General features: G+C 61.1%; 17 protein-coding genes. 6 read left to right on the top strand and 11 right to left on the bottom strand.

Going from position 1 to position 26006, the window contains the following annotated elements; translation table 11 throughout:
- Positions 1-56: 56 nt before the first annotated feature.
- Together CAL20_RS12980 and CAL20_RS12975 are read right to left on the bottom strand one after the other, a co-directional pair.
- The gene (locus CAL20_RS12980; protein ID WP_094838053.1) at positions 57-872 is read right to left on the bottom strand and encodes a putative hydro-lyase; all 816 of its coding nucleotides are present in this window, start codon (positions 870-872) and stop codon (positions 57-59) included.
- A complete protein-coding gene (locus tag CAL20_RS12975) occupies positions 869-1600 on the bottom strand; it encodes a maleate cis-trans isomerase family protein (RefSeq protein WP_094838052.1) in 732 nt (243 codons plus the stop codon). Before CAL20_RS12975 ends, CAL20_RS12980 begins: the two co-directional genes overlap by 4 nt.
- 130 nt (positions 1601-1730) lie before the next feature.
- Between CAL20_RS12975 and CAL20_RS12970 the strand changes: the two genes are divergently transcribed.
- Positions 1731-2633 (top strand): LysR family transcriptional regulator, encoded by a 903-nt coding sequence (locus CAL20_RS12970; protein ID WP_094821557.1) that lies wholly within the window; start codon positions 1731-1733, stop codon positions 2631-2633.
- A 25-nt stretch (positions 2634-2658) separates the two neighbouring features.
- Here the strand turns inward: CAL20_RS12970 and CAL20_RS12965 are convergent, their stop codons facing one another.
- The 3 genes from CAL20_RS12965 to CAL20_RS12955 all read right to left on the bottom strand — a co-directional run bounded on the left by CAL20_RS12965 (position 2659) and on the right by CAL20_RS12955 (position 13494).
- Positions 2659-4017 carry an aminotransferase class I/II-fold pyridoxal phosphate-dependent enzyme gene (locus CAL20_RS12965; RefSeq protein ID WP_094821556.1) on the bottom strand — a complete coding sequence of 453 codons (1359 nt, stop codon included), beginning with the start codon at positions 4015-4017 and terminating at the stop codon, positions 2659-2661.
- A gap of 2 nt (positions 4018-4019) precedes the next feature.
- Positions 4020-11660 (bottom strand): type I polyketide synthase, encoded by a 7641-nt coding sequence (locus tag CAL20_RS12960; RefSeq protein ID WP_094838051.1) that lies wholly within the window; start codon positions 11658-11660, stop codon positions 4020-4022.
- A gap of 706 nt (positions 11661-12366) precedes the next feature.
- The gene (locus tag CAL20_RS12955; protein WP_094838050.1) at positions 12367-13494 is read right to left on the bottom strand and encodes a branched-chain amino acid ABC transporter substrate-binding protein; all 1128 of its coding nucleotides are present in this window, start codon (positions 13492-13494) and stop codon (positions 12367-12369) included.
- A gap of 324 nt (positions 13495-13818) precedes the next feature.
- On the opposite strand from CAL20_RS12955, the gene CAL20_RS12950 reads away from it, so the two are divergent.
- The 5 genes from CAL20_RS12950 (at position 13819) to CAL20_RS12930 (ending at position 19700) form a co-directional block, all read left to right on the top strand.
- Complete coding sequence (locus CAL20_RS12950) at positions 13819-14418, top strand: RBBP9/YdeN family alpha/beta hydrolase (RefSeq protein ID WP_094838382.1); 600 nt, start codon at positions 13819-13821, stop codon at positions 14416-14418.
- Positions 14419-15574: 1156 nt separating this feature from the next.
- Entirely contained in the window at positions 15575-16549 is a 975-nt protein-coding gene (locus tag CAL20_RS12945) for a tripartite tricarboxylate transporter substrate binding protein (protein ID WP_094821553.1), read from the top strand.
- 79 nt (positions 16550-16628) lie between these two features.
- Positions 16629-17105, top strand: coding sequence for a tripartite tricarboxylate transporter TctB family protein (locus tag CAL20_RS12940; RefSeq protein WP_094838049.1), 477 nt, complete (start codon positions 16629-16631; stop codon positions 17103-17105).
- Between the two features lie 4 nt (positions 17106-17109).
- Positions 17110-18618 carry a tripartite tricarboxylate transporter permease gene (locus tag CAL20_RS12935; RefSeq protein ID WP_094838048.1) on the top strand — a complete coding sequence of 503 codons (1509 nt, stop codon included), beginning with the start codon at positions 17110-17112 and terminating at the stop codon, positions 18616-18618.
- Positions 18615-19700, top strand: a complete 1086-nt coding sequence (locus tag CAL20_RS12930) for an Ldh family oxidoreductase (protein ID WP_094821550.1) — start codon at positions 18615-18617, stop codon at positions 19698-19700. Before CAL20_RS12935 ends, CAL20_RS12930 begins: the two co-directional genes overlap by 4 nt.
- A 35-nt stretch (positions 19701-19735) precedes the next feature.
- On the opposite strand, the gene CAL20_RS12925 is transcribed toward CAL20_RS12930, so the two are convergent.
- From CAL20_RS12925 to proC, 6 genes are all read right to left on the bottom strand, one after another.
- A complete protein-coding gene (locus tag CAL20_RS12925; protein ID WP_094821549.1) occupies positions 19736-20815 on the bottom strand; it encodes a sn-glycerol-3-phosphate import ATP-binding protein UgpC in 1080 nt (359 codons plus the stop codon).
- A gap of 46 nt (positions 20816-20861) precedes the next feature.
- The gene (ugpE, locus tag CAL20_RS12920; RefSeq protein ID WP_094821548.1) at positions 20862-21689 is read right to left on the bottom strand and encodes a sn-glycerol-3-phosphate ABC transporter permease UgpE; all 828 of its coding nucleotides are present in this window, start codon (positions 21687-21689) and stop codon (positions 20862-20864) included.
- 18 nt (positions 21690-21707) lie between these two features.
- Positions 21708-22589: a sn-glycerol-3-phosphate ABC transporter permease UgpA gene (gene ugpA / locus CAL20_RS12915; RefSeq protein WP_094838047.1), complete on the bottom strand. Its 882-nt coding sequence runs from the start codon at positions 22587-22589 to the stop codon at positions 21708-21710.
- Between the two features lie 123 nt (positions 22590-22712).
- A complete protein-coding gene (gene ugpB, locus CAL20_RS12910) occupies positions 22713-24026 on the bottom strand; it encodes a sn-glycerol-3-phosphate ABC transporter substrate-binding protein UgpB (protein ID WP_094821546.1) in 1314 nt (437 codons plus the stop codon).
- 119 nt (positions 24027-24145) lie between these two features.
- Positions 24146-24676: a queuosine precursor transporter gene (locus CAL20_RS12905; RefSeq protein ID WP_094822094.1), complete on the bottom strand. Its 531-nt coding sequence runs from the start codon at positions 24674-24676 to the stop codon at positions 24146-24148.
- Positions 24677-24802: 126 nt separating this feature from the next.
- Positions 24803-25636 (bottom strand): pyrroline-5-carboxylate reductase, encoded by an 834-nt coding sequence (gene proC / locus CAL20_RS12900; RefSeq protein ID WP_094838046.1) that lies wholly within the window; start codon positions 25634-25636, stop codon positions 24803-24805.
- Positions 25637-26006: the final 370 nt, after the last annotated feature.

The following is a 26006-nucleotide window of genomic DNA, read 5'->3' as shown; positions in this document are numbered from 1 at the left end:
GGCGCGGCGGCGGAACTAGGTGAATAACAGCAGGAGCCCAGGGGCCCGTGTGCAATCTAGATCAAACGTAAATGTTCGACCGGGACATCGCCGATCAGCATGTGCCCTGGGGCGTGAGTAATCAGGATCGGGGGTTTGGCGAGTAGCGCAGCAGCCTGTGGCGTGACGCCGCAGCCCCAGAATACGGGGACTTCGCCGGGCAGGATGTCAGTGGGCTCGCCTTCGTCGGGGTGATGGACATCGGCGATGCCGATCTCGGCGGGATTGCCCATATGTATGGGCGCGCCATGTGCGCCGGGCAGGCGGGCGCAAACCTCGTATGCGATTCGGGCCTCTTCAGGCGTATAAGGCCGCATCGATACCACCATAGGCCCATGGAATGCGCCGACGCGCCTGGTCTGGATCGAACTGTGATACATCGGGACGATTTTGCCTTCGTCCACATGCCTGACGCGCAGGCCTGCTTGTTCCAGGGCGTACTCAAATGACAAGGAGCATCCCAGCACAAAGCCCACGAAATCGTCTTGCCACAAGGAGGACACATCATCGATTTCATCCACGAGCTGTCCATCGCGCCAGACGCGGTAGCGCGGCAGGTCGGTTCTGAGATCGATGTCAGTGCCCAGCATGGGCACAGCGGGATCACCGGGTTGAGTCATCCCGATCAAGGGGCAGGGCGTGGGGTTGGCTTGGCAGTAACCATAGAAATCCTCGGCCCAGCTTTTGGGCAGAATCACCAGATTGCTCTGGCCATAGCCCGGCGCCATGCCGCTGGTGTTGCCGTTGAACAAGCCCTGGCGTGCTTGCGAGCGTACACCTGCTGGTGTGGCGGCCCATGGCGGCAGTTGAGATTGCGTATCGGTGGAAGTCATTGGACGGGATGCTCCGAGAATAAACGGCCTGTCGGCGTTGCCTGTTCGAGACTGTCGATGGCGTGTAAAGCGGCCCATATCGTGGCCTGGTTTGACGTAACGACGGGCACGTTCAATGAGGCCTCTAGCGTCTGTATGCATTCCAGCGACCGCCAAGCGGTGCACGAGCAAAACAAGGCCTGGGCGCCGCCGTCGAAATGTTCGAGCGCAAACTGCGCGATTTCCGCGGGATCTTGATCGTTGATGGCACGATGACCGTTTGCGGCAGCACGCGCATCGCCGTGGACGCCTTTGACGTCCATGCCATGTGCGATGTAGTACTCGGCGAGTTTCTGGTTGGTCCAATCGGGGTAGGGGGTCATGACCGAGATGGAGCGCACGTTCAACGACTGGAACGCTTTTGATACCGCAGTGCTGGTAGTCACGCACGGGATGCCGGTGCGTTGCTCGATGGTGTTCGTGACCTGCTCGTCCCAATCTGCGCCGCGATAAAAGCTGCCTGAGGTGCAAGCGTAGGCGATGACGTCTATCTTTGCAGTGGCCAGCAGCGCGGCTTTTTCCTGCAGATCCCGATTCATCAGGTCCAGCGATGTCTCGGTCATGGTGCCGTCAGGAATGTACAAACGTTCGCTGTGCACGGTTACTGCATCAGATAGCAGCCGCTGAAAATCGGCTTCGACGGATGTGTTGGTCGACGGAATGAGAATACCGATACGCTTTGGAAGCATGCTTTTTTCCCCGGAATCTATGTTGTGACCGCTTTGGTACACTTTTATGTCACTGCCACTTCCATCCTATATGGCATGCCAGGTGCGTGGGTAATCAAAAATCCTATGTGGGCTGCGGTCAATTTCTATCATGATGATTTCCCTAACCCAGATAGAAACTTTTTACTGGGTTGCCCGGCTAAAGAGTTTCCATGCAGCCTCCCGGCATCTGCATTTGACGCAGCCGACGGTATCTACGCGTATTCACGAACTCGAAAGCGTCGTGGGCTACCGGCTTTTCGAGCGCGACGCAAAGGGCGCGGCCCTCACGCCCAAAGGCGCATCGTTTCTGAATAAGGCGACGCAGCTGCTCAAGCTCGCCGACGATGTGTTGACCGAGGACGTCGTGCCTATGCGCGGCCTGCTGCGCTTGGGCACGAATGAGTCCGCTGCGCTGTCTGGATTAGGGGCTTTTCTCGCCGCACTCAGCGAGCGCTATCCGTCGTTGCAGGTGGAGCTGAGCGTCGATGTCGGCTCTATTTTGCGTGGCAGGTTGTGTGCGGGGGGATTGGATTTCGCCATTTCCACCGATCCCGGCGCTCACCCGCATATCCGCGATGTGTTGTTGGGTGATTCTGAAATGTGCTGGGTCGCGGCAAAGGGAAAGGTCAACCAGACTGCGCCTCTGACAGCGGCCGATATTGCCCGCATGCCCGTGCTGACGGTGCCGGCGCCGTCTGCGTTGCATGCACTGAATATGTCGTGGTTCGCTGGCGCACGCGTTTCGCCTCCACGGATCAATTCGTGCAATTCATTGGCAGTCATGGTGCGTCTGGTCGTGTCCGGCACGGCAGTCGCTATTTTGCCGCGAGCCATCCTGGAGCGCGAGTTGGCCGATGACAGCATCGATATCCTGACGGTTGACCGGCCGGTGCCGCCACTGGCTATTTATGCGTCGTTCCCGCTCATCGGCGACATACGTATATCGGAAAGCATTGCAGACATGGCGCGCGAGGCTTTGCTGGATTCGCAGTTGATTCAGGGCTGCGACTGACGTGCCGCGGCCATGACGGTCAGCGTTAATGCCCGTTCTGCAACAACGCACTCAACGCCGCAACCGTACGCGTCAATTGTGCTTCGGTATGCAGGCACGAGATAAAGAATCGCAAGCGCGCGGATTTTTCAGGTACGGCGGGATACAGGATGGGCTGTACGTTGATGCCTTGTTCGAATAGCGATGCGGATAGGCGCGCGGCTTTTAACGAACTGGCGGTGATGGCAGGCACCACCGCATAACCTGTACTGCTGCCGGTGTCGATGCCGGCGGCCTGTGCGGTTTCGAGGAAATAACGGCCACGCGCCTGCATCGTGGCGACGCGTTCTGGCAGGTCTTGCATGCGGCGCAACGCGGCCAGCGACGCGGCGGCGACGCTGGGGGGCATGCCCACGCTGTATAGAAAACCCGGCGCCAGGAATTTCAGGTGTTCGATGAGGGCATGTTCGCCCGCAATGTAGCCGCCGCAGCCTGCCAGCGTTTTGCTGAGCGTGCCCATCCAGATGTCTACGTCTTTGCCGGCCAGGCCAAAGTGTTCGCGAATGCCGTAGCCGCGTTTGCCCATGACACCTAGCGAATGCGCCTCGTCCACCATCAAAAAGGCTTTATGGCGGCGTTTGATCTCGACGAAGCGGGGCAGGTCGGGGTAGTCGCCGTCCATGCTGTAGATGCCTTCGAGCACGATGAGGACGCGTTCGAACTGATGGCGTTGCTGGGTCAGGATGTCGTCCAGCGCTGCCCAGTCGTTATGGGGAAAGGACAGGCGGCGTGCGCCCGACAGCTGCGCGCCCTGCAGGATGCTGTTGTGGATGAACTCGTCGTGCAGGATCAGGTCGCGCGGTCCGAACAGATATCCGATCGTGGATACATTGGTCGCGTGGCCGCTGACGAATGCGACGGCCTCGTCGACCTCGTAGATATCGGCGAGGGCCCGCTCGAGCTCTCGATGGACGGGGCGTTCGCCCGACACCAGCCGGCTGGCGGATACGGAGGTGCCGTAGCGCTCCATGGCCTGGCGTGCGGCAGCCTGGACCACCGGGTCGCCGGACATGCCGAGGTAGTTGTAGCTGGCGTAGTTGATGTAGGACTTGCCGCCAATCTGGGTGTCGGCCCCGGCGGTGCCTTCGTGCAGCTTGAAAAATGGGCTGCGCACGCCCATGCGGGCGGCGCCTTCGTTCATGATTTGCAGCTGACGGTATCCCGGGTGCAGATCGAATCGATAGAACTCTTCGGGAATGGCGTTTTTGCGCGCGGACGATTGGAATAGCGTCCGCGACGGCGGCTCTTGCCCGGCTTGGCGCAGCTTGCGTTCCAGGGCTTGCTGGATCAGCTTGTCTTTGATGCTGGCTGATAGGCCGGGCAGGCCTTTTTTAGTGAGGCTCACGGTCAGTGGATCATGCGTTTGCTGTTGATGTTCCCTGATTTTAGTTCATCGGCGAATTTGGCCATGGCTTCGGCCGGGACTTCGTCGGTGTGTTGTGAGACCACCTGCTCGACTTGGGCCAATACCGTGTCCTGTTCGGCATGGTCGCCCTCGCCGCGCAGCAGTTGGATCAAGCGGCCAGCCAGCTTGGACAAGGTGGGGCTTTCGTTGAGCGCCATGACCGGCAGGCGGATGCCAAACCGGTTTTCCAGCGCGACGACCAGCTCGACGCCCATGAGGGAGTCGAGACCCATGTCGTAGACCGAGACGTCGGGATCGATCTTGTCGGCAGATACGCGCAGGATTTCGCTGACTTCGGTCTTGAGCATCTCGACGAATACCGGATGCAAGGCAGCGTCGTCCATGGTGGCCAGCAGATGCGAGATGTCGCGGGCGTCGCCGTCGTCGTCGCCGCTGTCGCTGCTGCGGCGGGCCAGGACGCTGAATTTAGGCGTATTGGCGCTGGGCAGGAACCGCCGCAGGGCGCGCCAGTCCAGTTCCAGGACGCCCAGGCCGCTGGCGTTGGCCAGCAGCATGTCTTCCAACGCGTGCAGCGCTGCGTCGGAGGCCAGTGCTGCGCCACCCATGCGGCTCTGCAAGGCATCCTTGATTTTCTTGTTGCGCGCCAGGTAACCGACGTCGTCGATGGCGCCCCAGCGTACGCAGGTGGCCGGACGGCCTTGGGCGCGGCGCTGGCGGGCCAGGCCCTCCAGCCACATGTTGGCGGCAACGTAGTTGGCTTGCCCCGGGTTGCCGAACAGCGTGGTGCCCGACGAGAACATGACAAAGAAATCCAGCGTCAGGTCCTGTGTGGCGGCATCCAGATGCTGCCCGCCCAGGACTTTGGGGGCCAGCACACGCTCGATTTGTTCGGCGGTCGCGTTGCGGATGAGGCCGTCGTCGATGACCATGGCGGCGTGCACAATGCCTTTCAGTGGCGGCATGGTGCCCTGGATATGCGCGACCAGATCGTTGACGGCCTGTGCATCGGTGACGTCGCAAGGCGCGGCATGGACGGTGACGCCGCGAGCTTGCAGCTCGGCGATGGCTTGTTGTGCCGTCTCGGACGCAGGGCCGCTGCGGCTGACCAGCGCCAGATGACGCGCGCCTTTGTCGGCCAGCCATTGCGCGGTGCGCAGGCCAAAGCCGCTGAGACCGCCAGTGATCAGGTAGGTGGCCTGTTCGGGCAGGGTCAGTGCGGCGGCATCGGTCGTCGCGGCGGCCGTGTGCGTGTGGCGGATACCGTTGCGGTACGTGATGACGATTTTGCCGATCTGGCGCGCCTGCTGCATGTAGCGGAAGGCGTCGACAATGTCGTTGGCGTCGAATTCCTGATAGGGCAGAGGATGCAGCACGCCCTGGGCAAAGAGCGCCATCATTTCGCCGAACAGGCGGCGGGTCAGGGCGGGGCGCTCGTGCATCAGTTGGTCGGCGTCGATGCCGAAGTAGCTGATGTTGTTGCGGAATGGGCGCAGGCCGATGCGGGTGTTTTCGTAGAAATCGCGTTTGCCCAGTTCGAGGAACCGGCCAAAGGGTTTCAGGACACGCAGGTTGCGGTTGACGGCTTCGCCGGCCAGGGAGTTCAGGACCACGTCTACGCCTTGGCCCTGGGTATCAGCCAGGATGTCGTCGGCATAGGCCAGCGAACGCGAGTCGTAGATGTGCTGCACGCCCATCAGGCGCAGGAAGTCGCGTTTTTCTTCAGAGCCGGCGGTGGCGTAGATCTCGGCGCCGCGGGCTTGCGCAAACTGGATGGCGGCAATGCCGACGCCGCCTGCCGCGCCATGGATCAGGACCTTTTCGCCTTCTTCGAGCTGAGCCAGATGGTGCAGCGCGTAGTAGACGGTAAAGAAAGTACTGGGAATCGTCGCCGCCGCCTCGAAGGAGATGCCTTCGGGGATGTGGGCGATGGCGCTGGCCTTCGTAAAGACGCGGTTGGAGAAGCTGGCCGGGCCAAAGCCTACGACGGCGTCTCCGGGTTGATAGCCGCCTTCGGCCTGCGGGCCCACGCGTCGCACGGTGCCTGCGAATTCCAGGCCGAGGGTGGGGCCGGCAAAGCCGTTTTCGATGGCTTCGTCCGACAGCAGGCCCAGCGCGTACATCACGTCGCGGAAATTCAGGCCTGTGGCGTGGACTTCGATTTCCAGCTGGTCGTCGGCCAGTTCGGCCGCCGGGCCGGCCTGCCAGCGCAGGTTGCGCAGTTGCCCTGGGAACTCAAAGCCCAGGCTGATCTGGTCGGCGGTGTGATCCAGCGCAGCGGCATTGGATGGGCGGGGCAGAGTATGCAGGCGGGGCGCGTAACGCTCGCCATTGGCCGTCAGGGCGGCCTCTTGCTCGGCATCAGGGTGGCATAGCTCGCGCACCAGGGCGTCGATCAACACCTCAGTGGGCTCGGCATGCGGCAAATCCAGCAGGCGTACGCCGTAGTTGGCCGCCTCGTTCATCATCGTGCGGCCATAGCCCCACAGCGTCGTGTCGTTCAGGCCCGTGGAGGCGGCGTCGGGCGTGGCCAGATGCTGCGCGGCGCCGACGGTGATGAGCCAGAGGGTGGCTTTGCTATTACTGCGTTCGAGCGCCTGGGCGATAGAGGCGGCCAGAGCACAACGGCGGACTTGGGTTTGCAGCTCCGTGGTGTGGCTGGCCGCGCTCGGAATCAGACCGTCCAGATGGATGACGCCGTGGATGGTGCCCAACTGGCTGGTGGCTTGCGCCAGCAGCGCGTCCAGATGGGCGTCATCCACCTCGCGTTGGATCAGCGTGCGATGGCCTGCCGCATTCAGGGCCGTGGTGATGGCCTGGGCCAGCGTGGCGTCGGTGTCTCGGGATCCGATGAGCACCAGCCAGCCCGGCTGTTCGGGTTGGGAAGCAGTTTGCGCTGCGGCAGCCGCAGGCTGGGCGACGGCGGATGCTGTTGTGGCAACGGCGCTCAGCAGATACGGACCCGACAAGGACTCGGACACGAATTCCAGGACCGGGCCGCAGGTATAGCCCTGCTGTGTCAGCATGTCCTGCCACAGGCGGGCGGGATACTGGCATGAGGCTTGCAGTCCCTCGGCGTCCGCCGGCGTCCACCATGTGGCTTGCGCACCTGCCACGAAATCCAGCCACGCAACGGGATGATGGCCAAGCAGCAACAAGGTGCCGCCGGTCTTCAAATGCGCACGGGCATATTCCAACGACCGCAGGGCGTCGTCGGGGCTGCTGGCATCGGCATGCAGCACGATCAGGTCGTAATAACCGGACTCGTTGGCTTGCGGCGCGCCCTCGATCAGGCCGCACGAGGCGTCAGGATACGCATCGAGCAGACGTTGCGCGTTGTCGACGGCGGATTGCTGGGTGGACACGTAGCGGTAGTCCGCCACGTCGAAATCCAGCGTGGTGCAGCAGTGCACCGCAAAAGCCGGCGCGTAGGCGCTGATTTCCAGTACGTTCAACCGGGCACCGGCTGGCAGTTGGCCTTGCGCCTGGGTCAGCAAGGTCTGCAAGGCGGCGCCGATGCGTTCGCGAGCCTCGGTGCCCAGGATCTGATGCGTCAGCGCGCTGGGCGAGGCGTCAGCGGGGCAGACGCTGTCCAATGTGACTTGACCCTGCAAGAGCCGGCCCAGATGCAGGCCGACACGGCCGACGGCGTGCACGATGTGCGCATAATCGGGGTATTCGCGCAGCAGGCTGTTCCAGATGTCGATGACATCGGGGGCGTTGTCTTCCTGGACAGGGATGCCCCAGCCCGACGGTGAGCGCTCCAGCAGTCCTGTATCGGTAGCCCGCGCCAACAGATGGTCCAGCAAGGCAGCGGAGTCGGGCGAAGCCTGGCGGCAACGTTCGACAGCATCGTTGTACAGATGGTGGCCGTTGGGCGCCAATGCCGTCAGCGCCCGGACAAAGAAATGGTCGCACAGGCTATCGAGCAAAGGCTCGATTTCGTGAGCGTAACGCGTATGTGTCTGGTCCTGAGCGGCACCGGCCGCCACGCTCGCCCAGGCGTCGGAGGCTGCGCCTGCATCCAGCGCACTGATGCGGCTGCGTGGATCCAGGACATGCGGACGAGGCACGCCCGCGTCGTCGACGAAATCCAGCGTGTCGCCGGTCGCTTTCGAGAGACGGATGCTCTTGAATCGGGCTTCGCGCACGGCGGCGATTTGTTCGCCCTCGGCGTTGTAGATGTCGAATTCGGCCGTCAGCGAATGCGGGGCGCGGCGCAAGAGGCGGGCGCGCACGAAATGCGGCACGTCTGTCTCTGAGCGTACGGCCATGCGTCCGATTTTGGCGGGCACGAAGGCGACGCCTTGGCCCATGGCCGGGTCATCGCGCAACAGTTGGATGATCAACTGGAACGTGCAGTCAAGCAGCGCCGGATGCAACAGGCTGCGTGACAACTGGTCTTGCAGGACCGCGGCAGGCTGCAACACAGCCAGTACGGTATCGTCGGATTCTTTCCAGCCGTGATGTACGGCGCGGAAGGCGTCGCCGTAATCGAGTCCTACTGCACGAGTCAGCAGCGCATGACTGTCGGTATTGAAGTCGTATGGACGTTCCAGCGCGCGCACAGGGGCACCGGTAATCAGGGCGTCGCTGGCCTCACGCAGCACCCGGGCCGTGGCATGCAGGGTCCAGGGTTCGGGGCTGCCCACGTCTTTTGCTTGGATCCGCAAGCTGCCGTCGGAGGTATCGACCGTCACGCGGGTACGTTTGGACGGCGAGGGGGCCAGCAGCAGCGGGGCGCGGATCTCGAGCTCTTCGATTTCCAGCCAGGGCGCCGGTTGCCATTGCTGTGCTGCGGCCAGGGCAATCTCGGCAAATCCGCTGCCCGGGAATACCGTCGCGTCGCCTACGATGTGGTCGGCCAGCCAGGAATACAGCCTCGTATCGAGCTGGTTTTCCCAGATGCCTTCGTGCTGGCTGAGCGGATATCCCAGCAGGGGATGGACCTTGGCGCGCTGCAACTGGCCGAGCGAGTCGGCGGTGGCCGGGTGCCAGTAGCGCTCGCGTTGCCAGGGGTAGGCGGGCATGATGACGTGGCGGCCTTCCCAGGGGAACAGGTCCTGCCAGTCGATTTGCGCGCCGCTCAGGATGGCCTGGCCAGCGGTGTCGTGAATGCGGGCGGGATCGTCATTGCCGCGGCTGGCGGTCAACAGGACACGGCCTTTGCGTTCGGCGCTGTTCAGGCCATCGTTGACGTATGAGCGCAGCACCGGATGCGGGCCGACTTCGATGTAGACGTTGTCGCCTCGCTCGACCAGGGCGTCGATGGCCTGGTGAAAACGTACCGGTTCACGGACGTTGCGCCACCAATAGTCTGCGCCGAGTTTCTTGCCGTCCAGCAGCTTGCCGTCTACGGATGAATAGAAGGGCGTGTGGCCGGCCTTGGGTGTCAAGCCGGCCAGGGCCTGCTGCAGGTCGGCCTGGATGGGGTCCATGGCAGCGCTGTGAAATGCGTAGTCCAGGTCCAGGCGCTTGTAGAAAACCTTGCGCTCGGCCAGAGCAGCCTCGACGGCCGCCAAGGCAGCCGGATCGCCAGCCAGCGTGGCGCCGCGTGCGCTGTTGTAGCCCGCCACACATACGGCGTTGGTGAGCTGCAGCTCGGTCAACAGGGCGAGGGCAGCGCCTCCGTCTATCCCGACGGCAGTCATGCAGCCGTGGCCCTTGGTGCTGCCTTGCAGCCGGCTGCGATGGAATATGACCTGAACCGCGTCGGCCAGGGTCAACGCGCCGCAGGCCCATGCGGCAGCGACTTCGCCGACGCTATGGCCGATGACGCCGGTCGGCAGGATGCCGCGCTGCGCGAGCATGCGGGTGATGCCTACCTGGATCGCGAACAAGGCCGGCTGCGCGACCTCGGTGCGTGCATATTGATTGGCGCTGTCGGTGCGTGCGAGCTCGTCACCCAGGCGATAACCCGCCAGGGGGGCGAACAGCGTATCGATTTCGTGGACCGCTTCGGCAAAGACCGGATCGGCCAGCAGTTGGCGGCCCATGCCGTCCCACTGCGACCCGTTACCGGAATAGACGAACACTGCGCCTTGGGCGTCGGGCACGGCGCTGCCGGATGCCACGCTGTACCGAGGGGCGTCGCCCTCGGCAAACTGGCTCAAGGCCTGCGCGACTTGTTCGCTGTCGGTGCCGTAGACGACAGCACGCTCGGCATGCCATTCGCGGCGCATGGCGGCGTGGTAGGCCACGTCATACAGCGCGCGTCCGGGCTGGCTCTGCAGCACGCCTGCCAGGTCGCGAGCCGCGGCCTTGAGCGCCTCGGGCGTTTTGCCGGACACGATCACGGGCACGGCTGCGGTGTTGGCCAGCTTGTCGGCCGGATCGTTATCGGCTTCAGGCGCGCTTTGCAGAATGACGTGGGCGTTGGCGCCGCCAAAACCGAACGAGTTCACGCCGATGGTCAGCGTGCCGCTGGCGGGCAGGGCGTAGTTCTCCGTGGCAACCGAAATATTCCAGTTGTCGAACTCGATGGCCGGGTTCAGCGTCTTGATGCCGATGGTGGCGGGCACGACGCGATGTTGCAGGCTGTAGATGGCCTTGACCAGGCCGGCCACGCCCGAGGCGGCCTCGAGGTGGCCCAGGTTGCTCTTGACCGAGCCGATGGTCAGGGGTTTGCCCGTGCCGCGAGGCTGACCCAGCGCCGCGCCGATGGCGCGCGTCTCGATCGGGTCGCCCACGGCGGTGCCTGTGCCGTGAGCCTCCAGATAGTCAATGTCGGCGATGTCGATGCCCGCGCGTTCGTACACCTGCTGCATCAGCGAAATCTGAGCATTGGCGTTGGGCACGGTCAGGCCCGATTTGCGGCCGTCGGTGTTGACGGCGCTGCCCGCAATGACGGCCAGGATGTGATTGCGGTCGGCGACAGCCTGGTCGTAATCTTTCAGCAAAAACAGGCCGCCACCCTCGGATCGGACGTAGCCGTCACCCGAGGCATCGAAAACCTTGCAGCGCCCTTCGGGCGACAACATCGAGGCCTTGGAAAACGTGATGAAGCCATAGGGGTGCAAATGCAAGCTGATGCCGCCCGCGATGGCCTGCGTGGTTTCGCCGGTCATGATGGCGCGGCAGGCCTGGTGCACGGCGACCAGCGCCGACGAGCATGCGGTGTCCACGGCCATGCTGGGGCCGTGCAGATCGAACAGGTACGACAGGCGGTTGGCCGCGATACTGGACGTGTTGCCCGTGGCCATCGATGCGTCGACGGCCCCCATGTCGTCGGAAAGGCGATATGAATAATCGGCGCTGGCGATGCCGATATAGACCCCGCAGTCGCTGCCGCGCATGCGCGAGGGTGGTATGCCAGCGCTTTCGATGGCTTCCCAGCACAATTCCAGCAACATGCGTTGCTGCGGGTCCATCAGAGAAGCTTCGCGCGGCGAGATGCCAAAAAAGTGCGCGTCAAAACCGGAAATATCCCCCAGGGATCCAGCAGAGAAGGTGTAGGCAGTGCCGGGGTGGTCCTTGGCGGGATGCAGATAGGCGTCTTGCTGCCAACGGCTGGCGTCAACTTGGGTGACCAGATCGCGTCCGGCCATCAGGTCATTCCAATATCGCTCGGTATCCGTTTGCGGAAACCGGAACGAGAGCCCTACGACGGCAACACGTTTTGCCATGAATGAAATTCCTTCAACAACAGCTCTTGAGAGCCTTTTGATTTTGTTCTGCTGGCAACCAGTAGCCGCACAACCGATTACACCAGCCCACGAGGCACTGGACATACTGGCTGCGCCTGCCAGTAGTCGCCCAAGCCGCGCCGATTATCCGACGGGTAAAGCCAGACTATCTGCGATGATGTGGAAGACGGCGTGCCCGCTGCTTCTCAAGGCAGGGCAAACCGCTGACATACTGATACCTGTGCCATAAAAAAGAGGCTCGGCCATTATGAAGGGAGTATCCGTAGAGTTCGAGTTCGCAAATTTTACTGTTTATATTGTGTCTGCAAGATCGTAAGACGATATACGGAAAAATATAGATACAATTGGCCCGCTTATCGTCGGCATCGTGTACACGAAAAGAGCTATTTCTCGGGAAATACGCGAAAATCCTCTCTGCTATCTAGCCGGTAATTGCTGCATTTGTTATTAATTAAATGAAAATTATGTAACTAAACCAGCGGCTAATTATAGTTCATGGCCGGTTAGACATTTCTTGTTTCGTGGTGTGGTTTCTACACGAAACTTTGAAAATAATTGTCAAGACTGGGGAAATTGTACGGAAATAAAGCAAAACGGGGCTTTCGGAGCCCCGTTTGTGTGACCCGGATATCCGGGTTTTTGATACTAATGAACGCTTGAGTTACCCGACGGCGACCGAGCGATATTACTTATAGGCGGTCTTGCTGCCGTCCTTGTGCCAGGTAAAGACCTGGAATTCGAATTCGTTCAGATCGCCTTGTTTGTTCCATGACGTTTTGCCGATGGGAGTTTCGAAGGTATTGGCGTGCAGGTACTGAGCGACCTTGGTCGGATCGGTGCTGCCCGCGCCCTTGATGCCGTCGGCAATGACCTGAGTGGCGGCGTAGGCGGTCAATTGGAATGCGCCACTGGCGTTGCGCTTTTTGCTTTCGAACGCTTTGACGATATCGGCGTTGGCCGGGTTTTGCGTGAAATCGGCGGGCAAGGTCAGCAACATGCCTTCGGCAGCAGGTCCGGCAATGGCGTTGATGTCCGGATTGCCGACACCCTCGGGGCCCATGAATTTGGCCTTGACGCCTTGTTCGGCGGCCTGGCGCAGCAACAAGCCCATTTCGGGGTGATAACCACCGTAATAGACGAAATCCACATTATTGGATTTCAGTTTGGTGATGACGGCAGAATAGTCGCTGTCGCCCGCGTTGATACCCTCGAAGACCGCGACTTTTGTGCCGGCTTTTTCCAGATCGTTTTTAACGGCGGTGGCGATACCCTGGCCATAGGATTGTTTGTCGTGCAAAACCGCGACGGTTTTGGGTTTGAGCGTATTCAGAATGAATTTCGCTGCGGCGGGGCCTTGTTGGTCGTCGCGGCCTATGGTGCGGAAAATGAACTCGTAGCCTTTGCCGTCGGTCAGGGCAGGGGCCGTGGCCGAGGGCGTCACCATCACCACGCCCTCATTGTTGTAGACGTCGGCCGCCGCGATCGTGGCGCCCGAGCAGACGTGGCCAACGACAAAACCGATTTCGTCATTGACGACGCGGTTGGCTGCGACCGGCCCTTGCTTGGGCTCGCAGCCATCGTCGATGACGACGGTTTCCAATTTTTTGCCATCCACGCCGCCGGCAGCGTTGATCATCTCGACGGCCGTATCGACCCCCTCGCGCACCATGGCGCCGTATTGGGTCACGGGGCCCGTGGTCGGACCGACAACGCCAATTTTGATGCTCTCTGCCTGTACGCCAGCAGATACCGTGAGGCCTGCCGCGATGCCCAGCGCAGCCAGTACCGGGCTGAGGCGGAATGTTTGTTTCATGAGGGATCTCCTTGGCTTCATATTTCGTATTCGGGCGGGGGCTGATCGTGTCTATGCACCCGCTCGGTGCAGGGCAAGCATACCTGAAACAAGCACCGGTTTGAGGTGAAAACGGGGGCGTAAATGGCCTTGCGCAGGGCAGGGAAATCCCGTATCAACGCGAATGGTCGGTCTGCAGTCACTTCGCGCCCGCACTACCGTGCCGGCAAAATTGGATACTGAGCCCGATAGACGATGGCAGTCGGCGCTATATGCAAATCCGCATATATACAAAAGACAATTTATTCGTTTGCCATCATAAGGCTGCGCGGCATCATATCCGCCATGAGATTCCAACCGATTATCGTTCCGGGCTGGAAAGATTCCGGCCCCGGCCATTGGCAGACGCGCTGGGCGCATTGTTTACCACATGCGCAGCGCGTGCAGCCGCCTGATTGGGACAATCCCGATCCGGCGGTCTGGCATGCGACGGTGGCTGCCTACGTGGACCGTGCGGCGTGTCCTGTGCTGCTGATCGCCCATAGCCTGGGATGCCTGGCATCCGTGAGCCTGCCGGTTCCATTGCGAGCCAAGGTCGCGGGTGCTTTGTTGGTGGCGCCGGCTGATGTTGAACGCCACAGTGCGCCGGATTGCCTACGGGCATTTGGGCCGGTGCCGCTGCATTCGCTGCCATTCCAATCTGTTGTTGTCGCCAGCGATGATGATCCGTACTGCCGGTTGGACCGCGCCCGGCAGTTCGCGTCGGCGTGGGGAAGTCGTTTCGAGGTTCTCTCCGGTGCGGGACATATCAACACAGAGAGCGGCTTTGGGGATTGGCCTCACGGTTTGAAATTGCTCACCGCGCTGCGCCGTCGAGCCATCTGGCGTGTCGCTGCGCCATTGCCTCGCGTCTCGCGGGTGCAGGAGTCTGTGGCGTTGCCTTGATATTGAGTAGTCGGGTTTGAATAACCGTGTGTTTAGTCGTTCAGGTTTTCAGTTGTGGCTGGTTTGGATGGCCTGCTGAAGGGGGGCGCTGAGCGTTGCAGTGTGGGCAGGATGGGGGGGCGAGTGCTATTGGACGTCGAGGCGGGGCAGTGACCGTGTTGGCGCTTCACGGAGTCGGTCGGCCGCCTGCGCGGCCGACACCGCTTTGTCAACCTCGTCGCTACGCTCCTTCGGTTTCCCTCGCTCGACTCCGAGGCGCGCCAACACGGTCACTGCCCCGCCTCGACTCGCAGCATCTCTGATTCCCTCGCCGCTGGCACGACTGGTCTACGTAGGCTTCGTAGGAACTGGCGTTTGCAAGGATGAAGATCTTGCAGGGCTGCTATTCATGGCCGCCTACGGGCGCGGCCATGAATAGCGTTCATAATCTGCATGCGAAGGCTTTGGCATCGGGGATGAACAGAAGATCTCTCGAGCTACGATTTCGTTATACCCAGAGATGCGCTACGCATCATCGCCGCATGCATCAACTCTAGCCAAGCAGATCTTCCAAACTGGCACCATGCCACCCCGCCGCATGCCCGGACCGATCGCTATTCGCGCGTGTGCAGGGCACGCGCGAATAGCAGCACCGCAAGATCTTTCTCTTTGCCAACAGGGCTACAAAAAAACGCCAAGCAAGAAAATCGTGCCAGCGATGTGATGAGCTTGAATTACTGCGAGTCGAGCCGAGGCAATCGGGCCGTGCGGGCGCCTCAAAGCCGAGTGGAGCGGAGGCTGAAGGGAGGCCCGAAGGGGCCGGACGAAGCGAGCGAACACGGTGTCCGGCGCCCGCGCGCCGGACCGGCTTTGTGAAGCCCGCACGGCCCGATTGCCTCGGCTCGACGTCCATAAGCACACACACCCTACGCCCATCTAAACCGCCAACGAAATTCAACCCAATCGATCCAGCCAATAACAAAACCCTCACCGGGATAACCCGATAGTCGAATCGTCGATTGCTCTGCTAATAACGATCAATTAAGATGGTTTCACACTATCACAGAGCGTCTGTTGTTATTTCAAAACGAGGGTGCAAGTACACATTGCGCCCCTATCGTAGCTGACCGGATCCGGCATCCGCCGGGCATTCCACGAAGGACCTGGAGACAATACGATGAGGAAACACCGCTTGCTTGGATGGGCGTTAGCGCTATGCGCTTTTTCTCCGCTGGCATACGCGGATTGGCCTGAAAGGCCTATCACGATGTATGTGGCGTGGGGCGCAGGAGGAGGCACCGATGCCACGGCGCGCATCATCGCCTCGCTGCTGGAAAAGGAATTGGGCCAACCCGTCAACGTCGTCAATCGCACGGGCGGTAACGGCGTCGTAGGACATGCAGCGATTGCCAAGGCCCGGCCTGATGGCTACACGTTGGGCATGTTGACGGTCGAGATTGCGATGATGAAGCATCTGGGCTTGACGTCTCTGTCGCCAGCGGACTATACGCCGCTCGGGTTGATGAACGTGGACCCCGCTGCGGTTTCTGTCAGCGCCTCGTCTTCGTACAAAACGATGGGCGATCTGATGGAGGCGATCAAGGCGAATCCCGGCAAGCTCAAGGCATCAGGCACTGGCCAGGGCGGTATCTGGCACATTGCGATTGCCGGTTTGCTCAAGACCGCAGGCCTGGATCCGGCGGCAGTCCCCTTTGTGCCATCTAACGGCGCGGCGCCGGCCATGTTGGAATTGGCCTCCGGAGGTATCGACATCGTGCCGACTTCCTTGCCCGAGGCGCGTCCGATGATCGACGCTGGTAAAGCGAAACCATTGGCGGTGATGGCCGACAAGCGCGAGGCCCTGTATCCCGATGTGCCGACGCTGAAAGAGTCGATCGGCGTGGATTGGAAAATCGGCGTGTGGCGCGGCATCGCAGGTCCCAAGGGCCTGCCCGACGATGTTACCAAGCGGATGGTGCAGGCGCTCGACAAGATCAATCACAGCAAGGAATTCCAGGATTTCATGAAGCAGCGCGGCTTTGGCATCGGCTGGGCCGGCGGCGCGGAGTACGGCGCCTTCATGCAACGTTCGATGGATGATTTCGGGCAAGTGATTTCCGCGATTGGCATGGCGCGTCCCGCACCGCAGTAGCCATTGGCATCGTTGCCGCATCGCATTCCCCGGCCGCTATGCCGGTCGGGGTGTCGAACCCTCATTTCGTAGAGGTCCCATGAAATTCGACGATATTCGAATTGGGATTGTGCTGGGCGTTTTCTCTGTATTGGTTTTCGCCGCTGCGCGCACTTTTCCCGTGATACCTGGCCAGCATTTTGGCGCGAGTCTGTTTCCGACGCTGATTTCCATAGGCCTGTTTATTTGTTCCGTGTTGTTGGTGATCCAGGGATGGCGTGCGCGCCGCGCAGGTGCCGCGCGCAAAGGCTGGCCCGCGTGGTTGCGGGATCCGATGGCGGTGCTGCGTTTTCTGATGGTGCCGATTTCGCTGGTGTTTTATTTCATGGCGGCGGACTGGCTGGGATTCTTGCTGTGTTCCTTTTTGCTGCTGCTGGTGATGCAACGCCTGTTTGGCGTGCGCTGGATGCGCGCGTTGATTGTCTCGGTGGCCGTCTCGCTCGTGATTCATGTGATGTTCTACAGTGTGCTGCACGTGCCATTGCCGTGGGGTCTGCTCGAACCGTTGGCATGGTGACATCATGGCATCTGAACATATCTATCAGGCATTGCTGCAGGTAGCCGACCCGTTTGTGCTGGGCGTGATTTTGCTGTCTGCGATATTCGGTCTGTTCGTGGGGGCAGTGCCCGGCCTGAGCGCGACGATGGCCGTCGCGTTGCTGGTGCCCATCACGTTTTTCATGGACCCGATCCCGGCCATCGCGATGATGGTGACGGCCACGGCGATGGCGATCACGTCCGGGGATATTCCGGGGTGTTTGCTGCGCATACCGGGCACGCCGTCGTCGGCGGCTTATACCGACGAGGCCTACAGCATGACGCGGCGAGGCCTGGCCGATCAGGCGTTGGGCGCGAGTATCGTGTTCTCGTGCATAGGCGGACTGTTCGGCACGTTCGTGTTGATTACGTGCGCACCGATGCTGGCCGATTTTGCGCTGAATTTCACGTCGTACGAGTTTTTCTGGCTGGTGGTGCTGGGCCTGTCGTGTGCGATATTCATTTCTCCATCGAGCACGCTGCGTGGTTTTGTGTCGTTGTTGATCGGGTTGTTGCTGGCCTGTGTTGGGATGAACAATCCCGCGGCGTACCCGCGTTTCACGTTCGGCAATGATGACATGCTCAATGGCGTGACGCTGTTGCCGATGATGGTGGGGATGTTTGCGGTGTCCGAGGTGCTGCGTTATGCCACGGATATCAGTCAGCGACCGGTGGATATAAAAGGGCGCATCGGGAATATTTTCACGGGAATGGGCGGATTGATGCGCAAGTATCCTGCCAGTGTCGCACGCGGCAGCGTGCTGGGAACCGTGGTGGGTATTCTGCCGGGGGCTGGGGCCGACATCGCCGCCTGGATGTCGTATGGCGTGAGCAAACGTTTTTCGCGCGAGCCAGCGAAATTCGGCACAGGCCATGTAGAAGGAATCGTCGAGGCCGGGGCCGCCAATAATTCCGCATTGGCCGGCGCGTGGATCCCCGCGTTGGTGTTCGGGATTCCGGGAGATTCGATTACGGCTATCGTGATCGGTGTGCTGTATATGAAAAACATGACGCCAGGCCCAATGATTTTCACCAACAGCCCGGTCGAGATGTATGCGGTTTTCACTGTGTTCGTGTTGGCGAACATCATCATGTTGCCCTTGGGCTATCTGGCGGTAAAGACGGCCAAGCAGGTGCTGAATGTGCCGCGTAATGTGTTGATGCCCATCATTCTGCTGTTCTGCATCGTGGGGACTTTTGCGATCAATAACAGCGTGTTCGATGTGCTGGTGATGTTGGTGATGGGCGTGCTGGCATATCTGATGGAGGAGAACGACTTTCCGATTGCACCTGCTGTGCTGGGAGTGGTGCTGGGCGGCATGCTCGAAGAGCATTTCGTTTTCTCGATGATCAAGGCCGATGGGAATTTCTGGGCTTTCTTCAGCCGTCCGATTGCGTGCGGCCTGGGTGTCCTGGCAATCCTGGTGTGGTTGATACCGCTGTGCAAAGGCGTATATCGCATGTCGATGCAGAAAAGGAGCGTGACGGCATGAGTCGTGATGAAATTGGGGTTTATGCAGCTGGCGCGCTACGGGAGTTTGCCGAGCGGGTGTTGGTGCAGGCCGGGATGCGTACAGATATCGCGGCTACCGTGGCCGAGGTATTGGTGGAGGGCGATTTACTGGGACATACGACGCATGGCCTGGCGTTGTTGGCCCCCTATGCAGCGGAACTGCAGCAAGGCCGCATGACCAATGACGGCGAGCCGGAGGTCCTGTCCGACAAAGAAGCGGCGGTATTGTGGGACGGCCGGCGCTTGCCGGGCCCCTGGCTGGTGTGCCGCGCAATCGATGAATTGCTGCCGCGTGCGCGACGTTTCGGTTCGGCAACCCTGGTCATCCGGCGCAGCCACCATATTGCGTGCCTGGCCAGCTATCTGTTGCGCGCAGTTGAACAAGACATGTTGATCGTGCTGGCGTCATCCGATCCGGCAGGACGTAGCGTGGCGCCTTTTGGCGGCACTCAGGCCGTGTTTACGCCTAATCCTATTGCCGCAGGCATCCCTGCAGCATCGCCGTTGTTGATCGATATCTCCGCTTCGATCACGACTAACGGTATGTCCGCACGTTTGGCGCAGCAGGGCAGGCAGTTCGATGAGGCCTGGTTGATCGATGCGCAGGGCAATCCTACGCGTGACCCGTCAGTCTTGTTTGCTCAGCCGCCCGGCACCATCCTGCCCGTGGGCGGCATCTCCGCAGGGCACAAAGGGTATGGCCTGGCTTTGCTGATCGAGGCGCTGACAGGCGGCTTAGGCGGTTATGGCCGTGCCGACGGCGCCGAGGGGTGGGGCGCTACGGTGTATCTGACGCTGCATGACACAACGGGTTTTGGTGGCAAAGAAGACTTTCATCGGCAGATGGATTGGCTGGCACAGCAGTGCCGCGAGAATCTGCCTCGGCCAGGCGTGGACGCAGTGCGATTGCCGGGTGACCGGGGCCTGGCATTGCGGGCACAGCAGCTCAGTCAGGGCGTGTCCCTGGATCCCACGATTGTGCCGGCGTTGCACAAGTTGTCCGAGACGTGGTCCGTGCCGATGCCATCAGCGATTCAGGCGCATACGGTTCGCGGTGCCTAGAGACTGATGGCGGACGCCGATGGATCACGGCATCGTCAGATCCGCCGCCCGGTCTGCACGTCGAACCAGTGCAGGGCGTGGCGGCCGTCTGAACCGAGTTGGATGGAGTCACCGGGTTTGTACGGCGTGGCGGCCAACAGGCTGGTGGGACAGCGGACGACGATAGGCGATTGACCGCAGCGCGCGTGCAAGAGTTGTTCCGAGCCCAGGGTTTCGATCATTTCGACTTCAGCGGGGATGCCCTGACTATCGAGACTGATGTGCTCCGGACGTATGCCCAGGATGACGGGGCGGCCACGTATGGCGGCGGGGACTTGGTCTGCCGGGATTTGCAGAGCGATGCCGTCTTGAGTCTGGACGCTGCCTTCGGCGGTGGTGGCAACCGTAATCAGGTTCATGGGCGGAGAGCCGATGAAGCCTGCGACAAAGGTGGAGGCGGGCTTTTCGAAGACCTCCATGGGAGTGCCGATCTGCTCGGGCACGCCCTGGTTCATGACAATCATGCGATGGGCCAGCGTCATGGCCTCGACTTGATCGTGCGTGACGTACAGGCTGGTGGTGCCCAGGCGCCGATGCAGTTTCATGATTTCCAGACGCATGGCCACGCGCAGTTTGGCGTCCAGGTTGGAGAGGGGCTCGTCGAACAGAAAGACTTTGGGTTCGCGCACGATGGCGCGGCCCATGGCGACGCGCTGGCGCTGGCCGCCGGACAATTGCCGCGGGCGGCGGTCCAGCAGCTTTTCGAGCTCCAGGATTTTGGCGGCGGCGTCGACGCGTTTGCGTATGTCGTCCTTGGAGAATTTGCGGATTTTCAGGCCGTAGGCCATGTTATCGAACACGCTCATGTGCGGGTAGAGCGCGTAGTTCTGGAACACCATGGCGATGTCGCGTTCGGCAGGCTCGAGTTGATTGACGACTTTGTTGTCGATCAGGATCTCGCCGCTGGTGACAGTCTCCAGGCCGGCGACCATGCGCATCAGCGTGGATTTTCCGCAGCCGGACGGGCCGACAATGACGATGAATTCGCCGTCCTTTACGTCTGCGTCGATGCCGTGGATGACGGCGACGTTGCCGGCATAGGTTTTCTTGACGTTGCGAAAGCTCAGGGTTGCCATGAGATATTCTTTGCGTAAGCGGCTGCCCGGGTGAGGGGCGGCACGGTTATTTTTCGGTGTCGACCAAGCCTTTGACGAACCACTTTTGCATCAGGATCACGACCAGTACCGGCGGGATCATGGCCAATAGCGCGGTGGCCATGGTGATGTTCCACTCGGTGACGCTGTCGCCGCCGCTGATCATGCGTTTGATGCCGATGACCACGGGGTACATGTCTTCCTGGGTGGTGATGAGCAGTGGCCAGAGGTACTGGTTCCAGCCGTAGATGAACTGGATGACAAAGAGGGCGGCGATGCTCGTGCGCGATAGCGGCAACAGCACGTCGCGGAAAAATCGCAGCGGGCTGGCGCCGTCGATGCGCGCGGCTTCGACGAGCTCGTCGGGCACGGTCAGAAAGAACTGGCGGAACAGGAACGTCGCAGTCGCCGAGGCAATGAGCGGCAGCGTCAGACCGGCGTAGCTGTTGAGCAGTCCCAGATCGGCGACCACTTTGTAGGTGGGCGCGATACGGACTTCGACGGGCAGCATCAGGGTGACGAAGATCATCCAGAAAAAGAACATGCGCCCCGGAAAGCGGAAATACACCACGGCAAAAGCCGAGAGCAATGAGATGGCGATTTTGCCCAGCGAGATGGCCAGCGCCATGATCAAGCTGACATACAGCATGCTGCCCACGCCCGCGTTGGTCAGCGCGCGCGTGTAGTTCTCGACGAAATGCGGGCCGGGCAGCAGCGACATCGGTGCAGCGGCGACTTCCTGGGCGGTCTGGGTCGAGGCGACAAATGTCACATACAGCGGAAAGGCGACCAGCGCCACCCCGCACAGCAGGATGATGTGAGCGAGGATGTCCAGCCAGGGGCGGCGTTCAACCATGATGCGTAGCCTTTTTGATCAGTACTGGACTTTGCGGTCGATGTAGCGGAACTGCACGACGGTGAGCGCCACGACGATGGCCATCAGCACGACGGACTGTGCGGCCGAGGAACCCAGGTCCAGGCCGTTGAAAGCATCGCTGTAGACTTTGTAGACCAGGATGGAGGTGGACGTGCCCGGGCCGCCTTGCGTGGTGGTGTCGATCACCGCAAACGTATCGAAGAACGCATAGATGACGTTGACGACCAGCAGAAAGAACGTGGTCGGCGACAGCAGCGGAAAGACGATGGTCCAGAAACGGCGCGTAGGCGACGCGCCATCGATCGCGGCGGCCTCGATCAACGAGCGCGGAATGGATTGCAGGCCAGCCAGGAAAAACAGGAAGTTGTACGAGATCTGTTTCCAGACAGCGGCAATGAGCACCAGCATCATGGCCTGGTCGCCGTCCAGCCGCGGATTCCAGCCTATGCCCATTTTGCCCAGCGCGACGGCCAGGATGCCGACCGATGGGGAAAAGAGGAACAGCCACAGCACGCCAACGACCGCAGGCGCGACGGCGTAGGGCCAGATCAGCAGGGTTTTGTACAAGCCTGCACCGCGGATGACGCGATCGGCCATGACGGCCAACAGGAGGGAAACGGCCAGCCCGACAAAGGCCACCAGCGCCGAGAACACGGCGGTGACCCGGAAAGATTCCAGATAGGCCGTCTGGTTGAACAGATCAACGAAATTGTCCAGGCCTACGAATTCAGTAGATAGACCGAAGACATCCTGTAACTGCGTCGATTGCCACAGGGCTTGGCCGGCAGGCCAGAAAAAGAACACCAGCGTGACCGCAATCTGCGGCGCCAGTAACAGGTATGGCAGGGTCTTGTGTCGGAAGACGACGCGTTTTTCCATGAGGCAAGCCCTGGTCAGCTAGCAAAAAGGTCCGTCATCAGACCTATCAATGTAATTTGGAAATACATATCACCGCAAAAAAAGCGGCGGCTCTCCTGATGAAAGCCGCCGTGACAGCGGGTTTTACTTCACGCTCTTTTCGAATTTCTCGAGCAGCTCGTTGCCACGCGTGACCATGGTCTTGATGCCATCCTGGGCGCTGGTCTTGCCGGAAACGATGCGTTCGATTTCCTGATCTTCGATTTCACGGATCTGCGGCAGGTAGCCCAGGCGCAGGCCGCGCGATTGCGCCGTGGTCTGGACGTTCAACTGTTTGACGCCGACTTCGGTACCCGGATTCTTGTCGTAGTAGCCGGATTTTTTGGTTTGCTCGTAGGCGGCGACGGTGACGGGCACGTAGCCGGTCTGTTGGTGCCAGCGGGCAGCGATTTCGGGGCTGGCCAGGAAATGGAAGAACTTGGTCACGCCTTTGTAGACCTCGGGCGATTTCTTGGCAAAGACCCACAGCGAGGCGCCGCCGATGATGGTGTTCTGCGGTGCGCCTTTGACGTCCGCGTAGTAGGGCAGTGTCGAGGTGCCGAATTCGAATTTGGCGTTCTTGGCGATGTTGGCGCGCAGACCGCTGGAACCCGTAATCATGGCGCATTTGCCGCCGATGAACAGTGAGTTGGGCTGGTCGCCGCGGCCGCCGTACATGAAGATGCCTTCTTTGGCGAGCTTGGCCAGGTTTTCCAGGTGGCGTACGTGCAGCGGCGTGTCGATCGCCAGACGGGCGTCCAGGCCGCCAAAGCCGTTGTCTTTGGTGGCGTAGGGCACGTTATGCCAGGCCGACAGCGTTTCCAGCTGGACCCAGGACGGCCAGGACGTGGTGTAGCCGCATTCCTGGCCGGCGGCCTTCAGTTTCTGGCCGGCGTCCGCGAGCTCTTCCCAGGTCTTGGGCGGCTTTTCGGGATCGAGGCCGGCTTTCTTGAAGGCGTCCTTGTTGTAGTAGAACACCACCGTCGAACTGTTGAACGGCATGGAGATCAGCTTGCCGTCTTGCGACGAGTAGTAGCCTGCCACCGCGCCGATAAAGGCTTTCGGATCCAAGGGCTCGCCGGCTTCTTCGGACATCTCCTGCACCGGCTTGACGGCGCCCTTGGCGTACATCATGGTGGCCGTGCCGACCTCGAATACCTGCAGAATGTCGGGAGCGTTGCCGGCGCGGAACGCGGCGATGCCGGCGTTCATCGACTCGCCATAGTTGCCTTTGTAGACGGCATTGACCTTGTAGTCGGGATTTTTCTTGTTGAATTCCTGGACGAGTTCATTGACGCGCTCACCCAATGCGCCTTCCATCGAGTGCCAGAATTGGATTTCCGTCGCGGCGTATGCCGAGGTCGCGGCAAAGGCAGTCATTAGTGCGGCAAAGGTGAGGGCTAGGCGTTGCGGTCTCATGGATTTGTTCTCCGGTTTGCGTGCGTAGTGGGGGCCAAGGGTACTGGGCCGCAATGAACACGACACCTTATGTATGGGATGTGACAGAGTTGTGACTTTTACACCACTGAGGGGCGCTGTCAAATATCCAGAGGTTCGGGCCGCGCCAGATTCCACATCAGCGCTCGGAAGGGTGCCAGCATGCTGACGTTGACGACCAGTTTGATGGCCAGATCGCCGAGCATCCAGGTCACCCACGGCGTTCCGGTCGCGGCAAAGGCTACGCTGAAAAACACCGCGGTATCGAGCAGGGCGCCGACAGTGCCTGACAGCAGCGGCGCGCGCCACCAGCGCTGATCGCGCAGCCGGTCAAAGACCTGGATGTCGGCCAATTGTGCGCAGATGTAGGCCAGCCCCGAGGCCAGCGCGATACGGGGAGAGGCCAGCCAGATGGATACGGCGAGGGCCAGGGCAAAGCCCACCCAGGCGACGCGGCGCGCTGCGCTCGGGCCAAAGCGCCGGTTCAGGACATCGGTCACCAGAAACGCGATCGGGTACGACAGCCCACCCCAGGTCAGCCAGTCGTTGAGCGGTACCTGGACGAGGATGTTGGACCCGACGACGATCAGACCCATGCAAAAGACGGCCACGGCGAACTGGCCGGCCGTCATTGCCTGAAAATGGCGGGATGTGGGCGGGGCCGGGTTGATGCTGCTCAAACCAGGCTTAGGGGTATTGATGTTCATTGCTTGCATGGAGGGTATCTGACATCGCGATGTCAGATACCCCCTCGGGACTTATTTGCCGAACTCGTCAGCGAGCTCTCGCGAGCGCTGCGCGGCGGCTTCGAGAGCCTGGCGCACGATGCCGCGCAGGTCGGCTTGCTCAAACACCTGCAATGCAGCGGCAGTGGTGCCGCCCTTGGAAGTGACGCGTTCGCGCAATACTGATGGCGAATCGGTAGCCTGCTCGGCGAGCTTGGTTGCGCCAGCCAGGGTGCCCAGGGCCAATTGATGTGCCTGGTCAGGGCTGAGGCCGACGGCCACGCCGCCTGCAATCAGGGACTCCAGAAACAGGAAGACATACGCCGGGCCGCTGCCGGACAGCGCGGTGACCGCGTCCAGGGCGGCATCGTCCGCTACCCATACGACCTGACCTACCGAGGCCAACAGGCTTTCGGCCAAGGAACGGCCCGCATCATCGACGCCGGGCAGGGCAGCCAGGCCGGACACGCCCGCACCGACCAGCGCCGGTGTATTGGGCATGCAGCGCACCAGGTTCTGCCAGGGCCGGCCGGGCTCGCCCAGCCACTCGGCCAAGGTGTCAGCGCGGATGCCTGCGGCCACGCTGATAATGAGGGTATCGGGCTGCAACCACTGACGTGTCGCGGCGACGACATCGCGCAGTTGTTGAGGTTTGACGGCATAGAGCCAGACTTTGCAGGCGCGCAGTGCCTCGTCGGGTGCGCCTGCGGCTGTCGCGCCGCGTTGGCGCCAGGCGTTTTGTACGTCGGCGTTGGGGTCGACGACATGCAGGTTGCCAGCAGGGCAGGTTTTTCCGGCGAGCCCGCTGGCCAGCGCCGTGGCCATGTTGCCGCCACCGATAAAGGCGATAGAGAGGTCGTGATTCATGGCGTGATTGTAGCTGTCAGCCAGGAATATGGGCGTGAGACGTCGGTGTTTTCCAGGGGTATTTATTATTTGCAAGCTTGGCGTAAGTAAGCTGATGAATACTTGCGCGCCTCTTTTTCCCAGGGCAGCGGGGGAATTCGGTAATGAAAAGGCTGCGTGCGCCATGTCCGGCAGACAGGTGGAGCGCCATGGCGAGATTGCTGCGATGCGTCCCTGAATATGTGGCATTACACGATATTGGGGATTACACGCAGTGACAGGGTGTCAGGCAGCTTTCAGAATACCGCCCACGCTGTACCTTTGCCCAAGAAGCCGGCAATGCACGTCTGGGGCCGCCGGGTATCCCCCGTCGATGCCAAAGCCGTACAAC

It is taken from the genome of Bordetella genomosp. 4 (genome assembly GCF_002261185.1).
Taxonomy (GTDB): Bacteria; Pseudomonadota; Gammaproteobacteria; order Burkholderiales; family Burkholderiaceae_B; genus Bordetella_A.
This window is presented reverse-complemented; position numbering and strand designations above follow the sequence as displayed.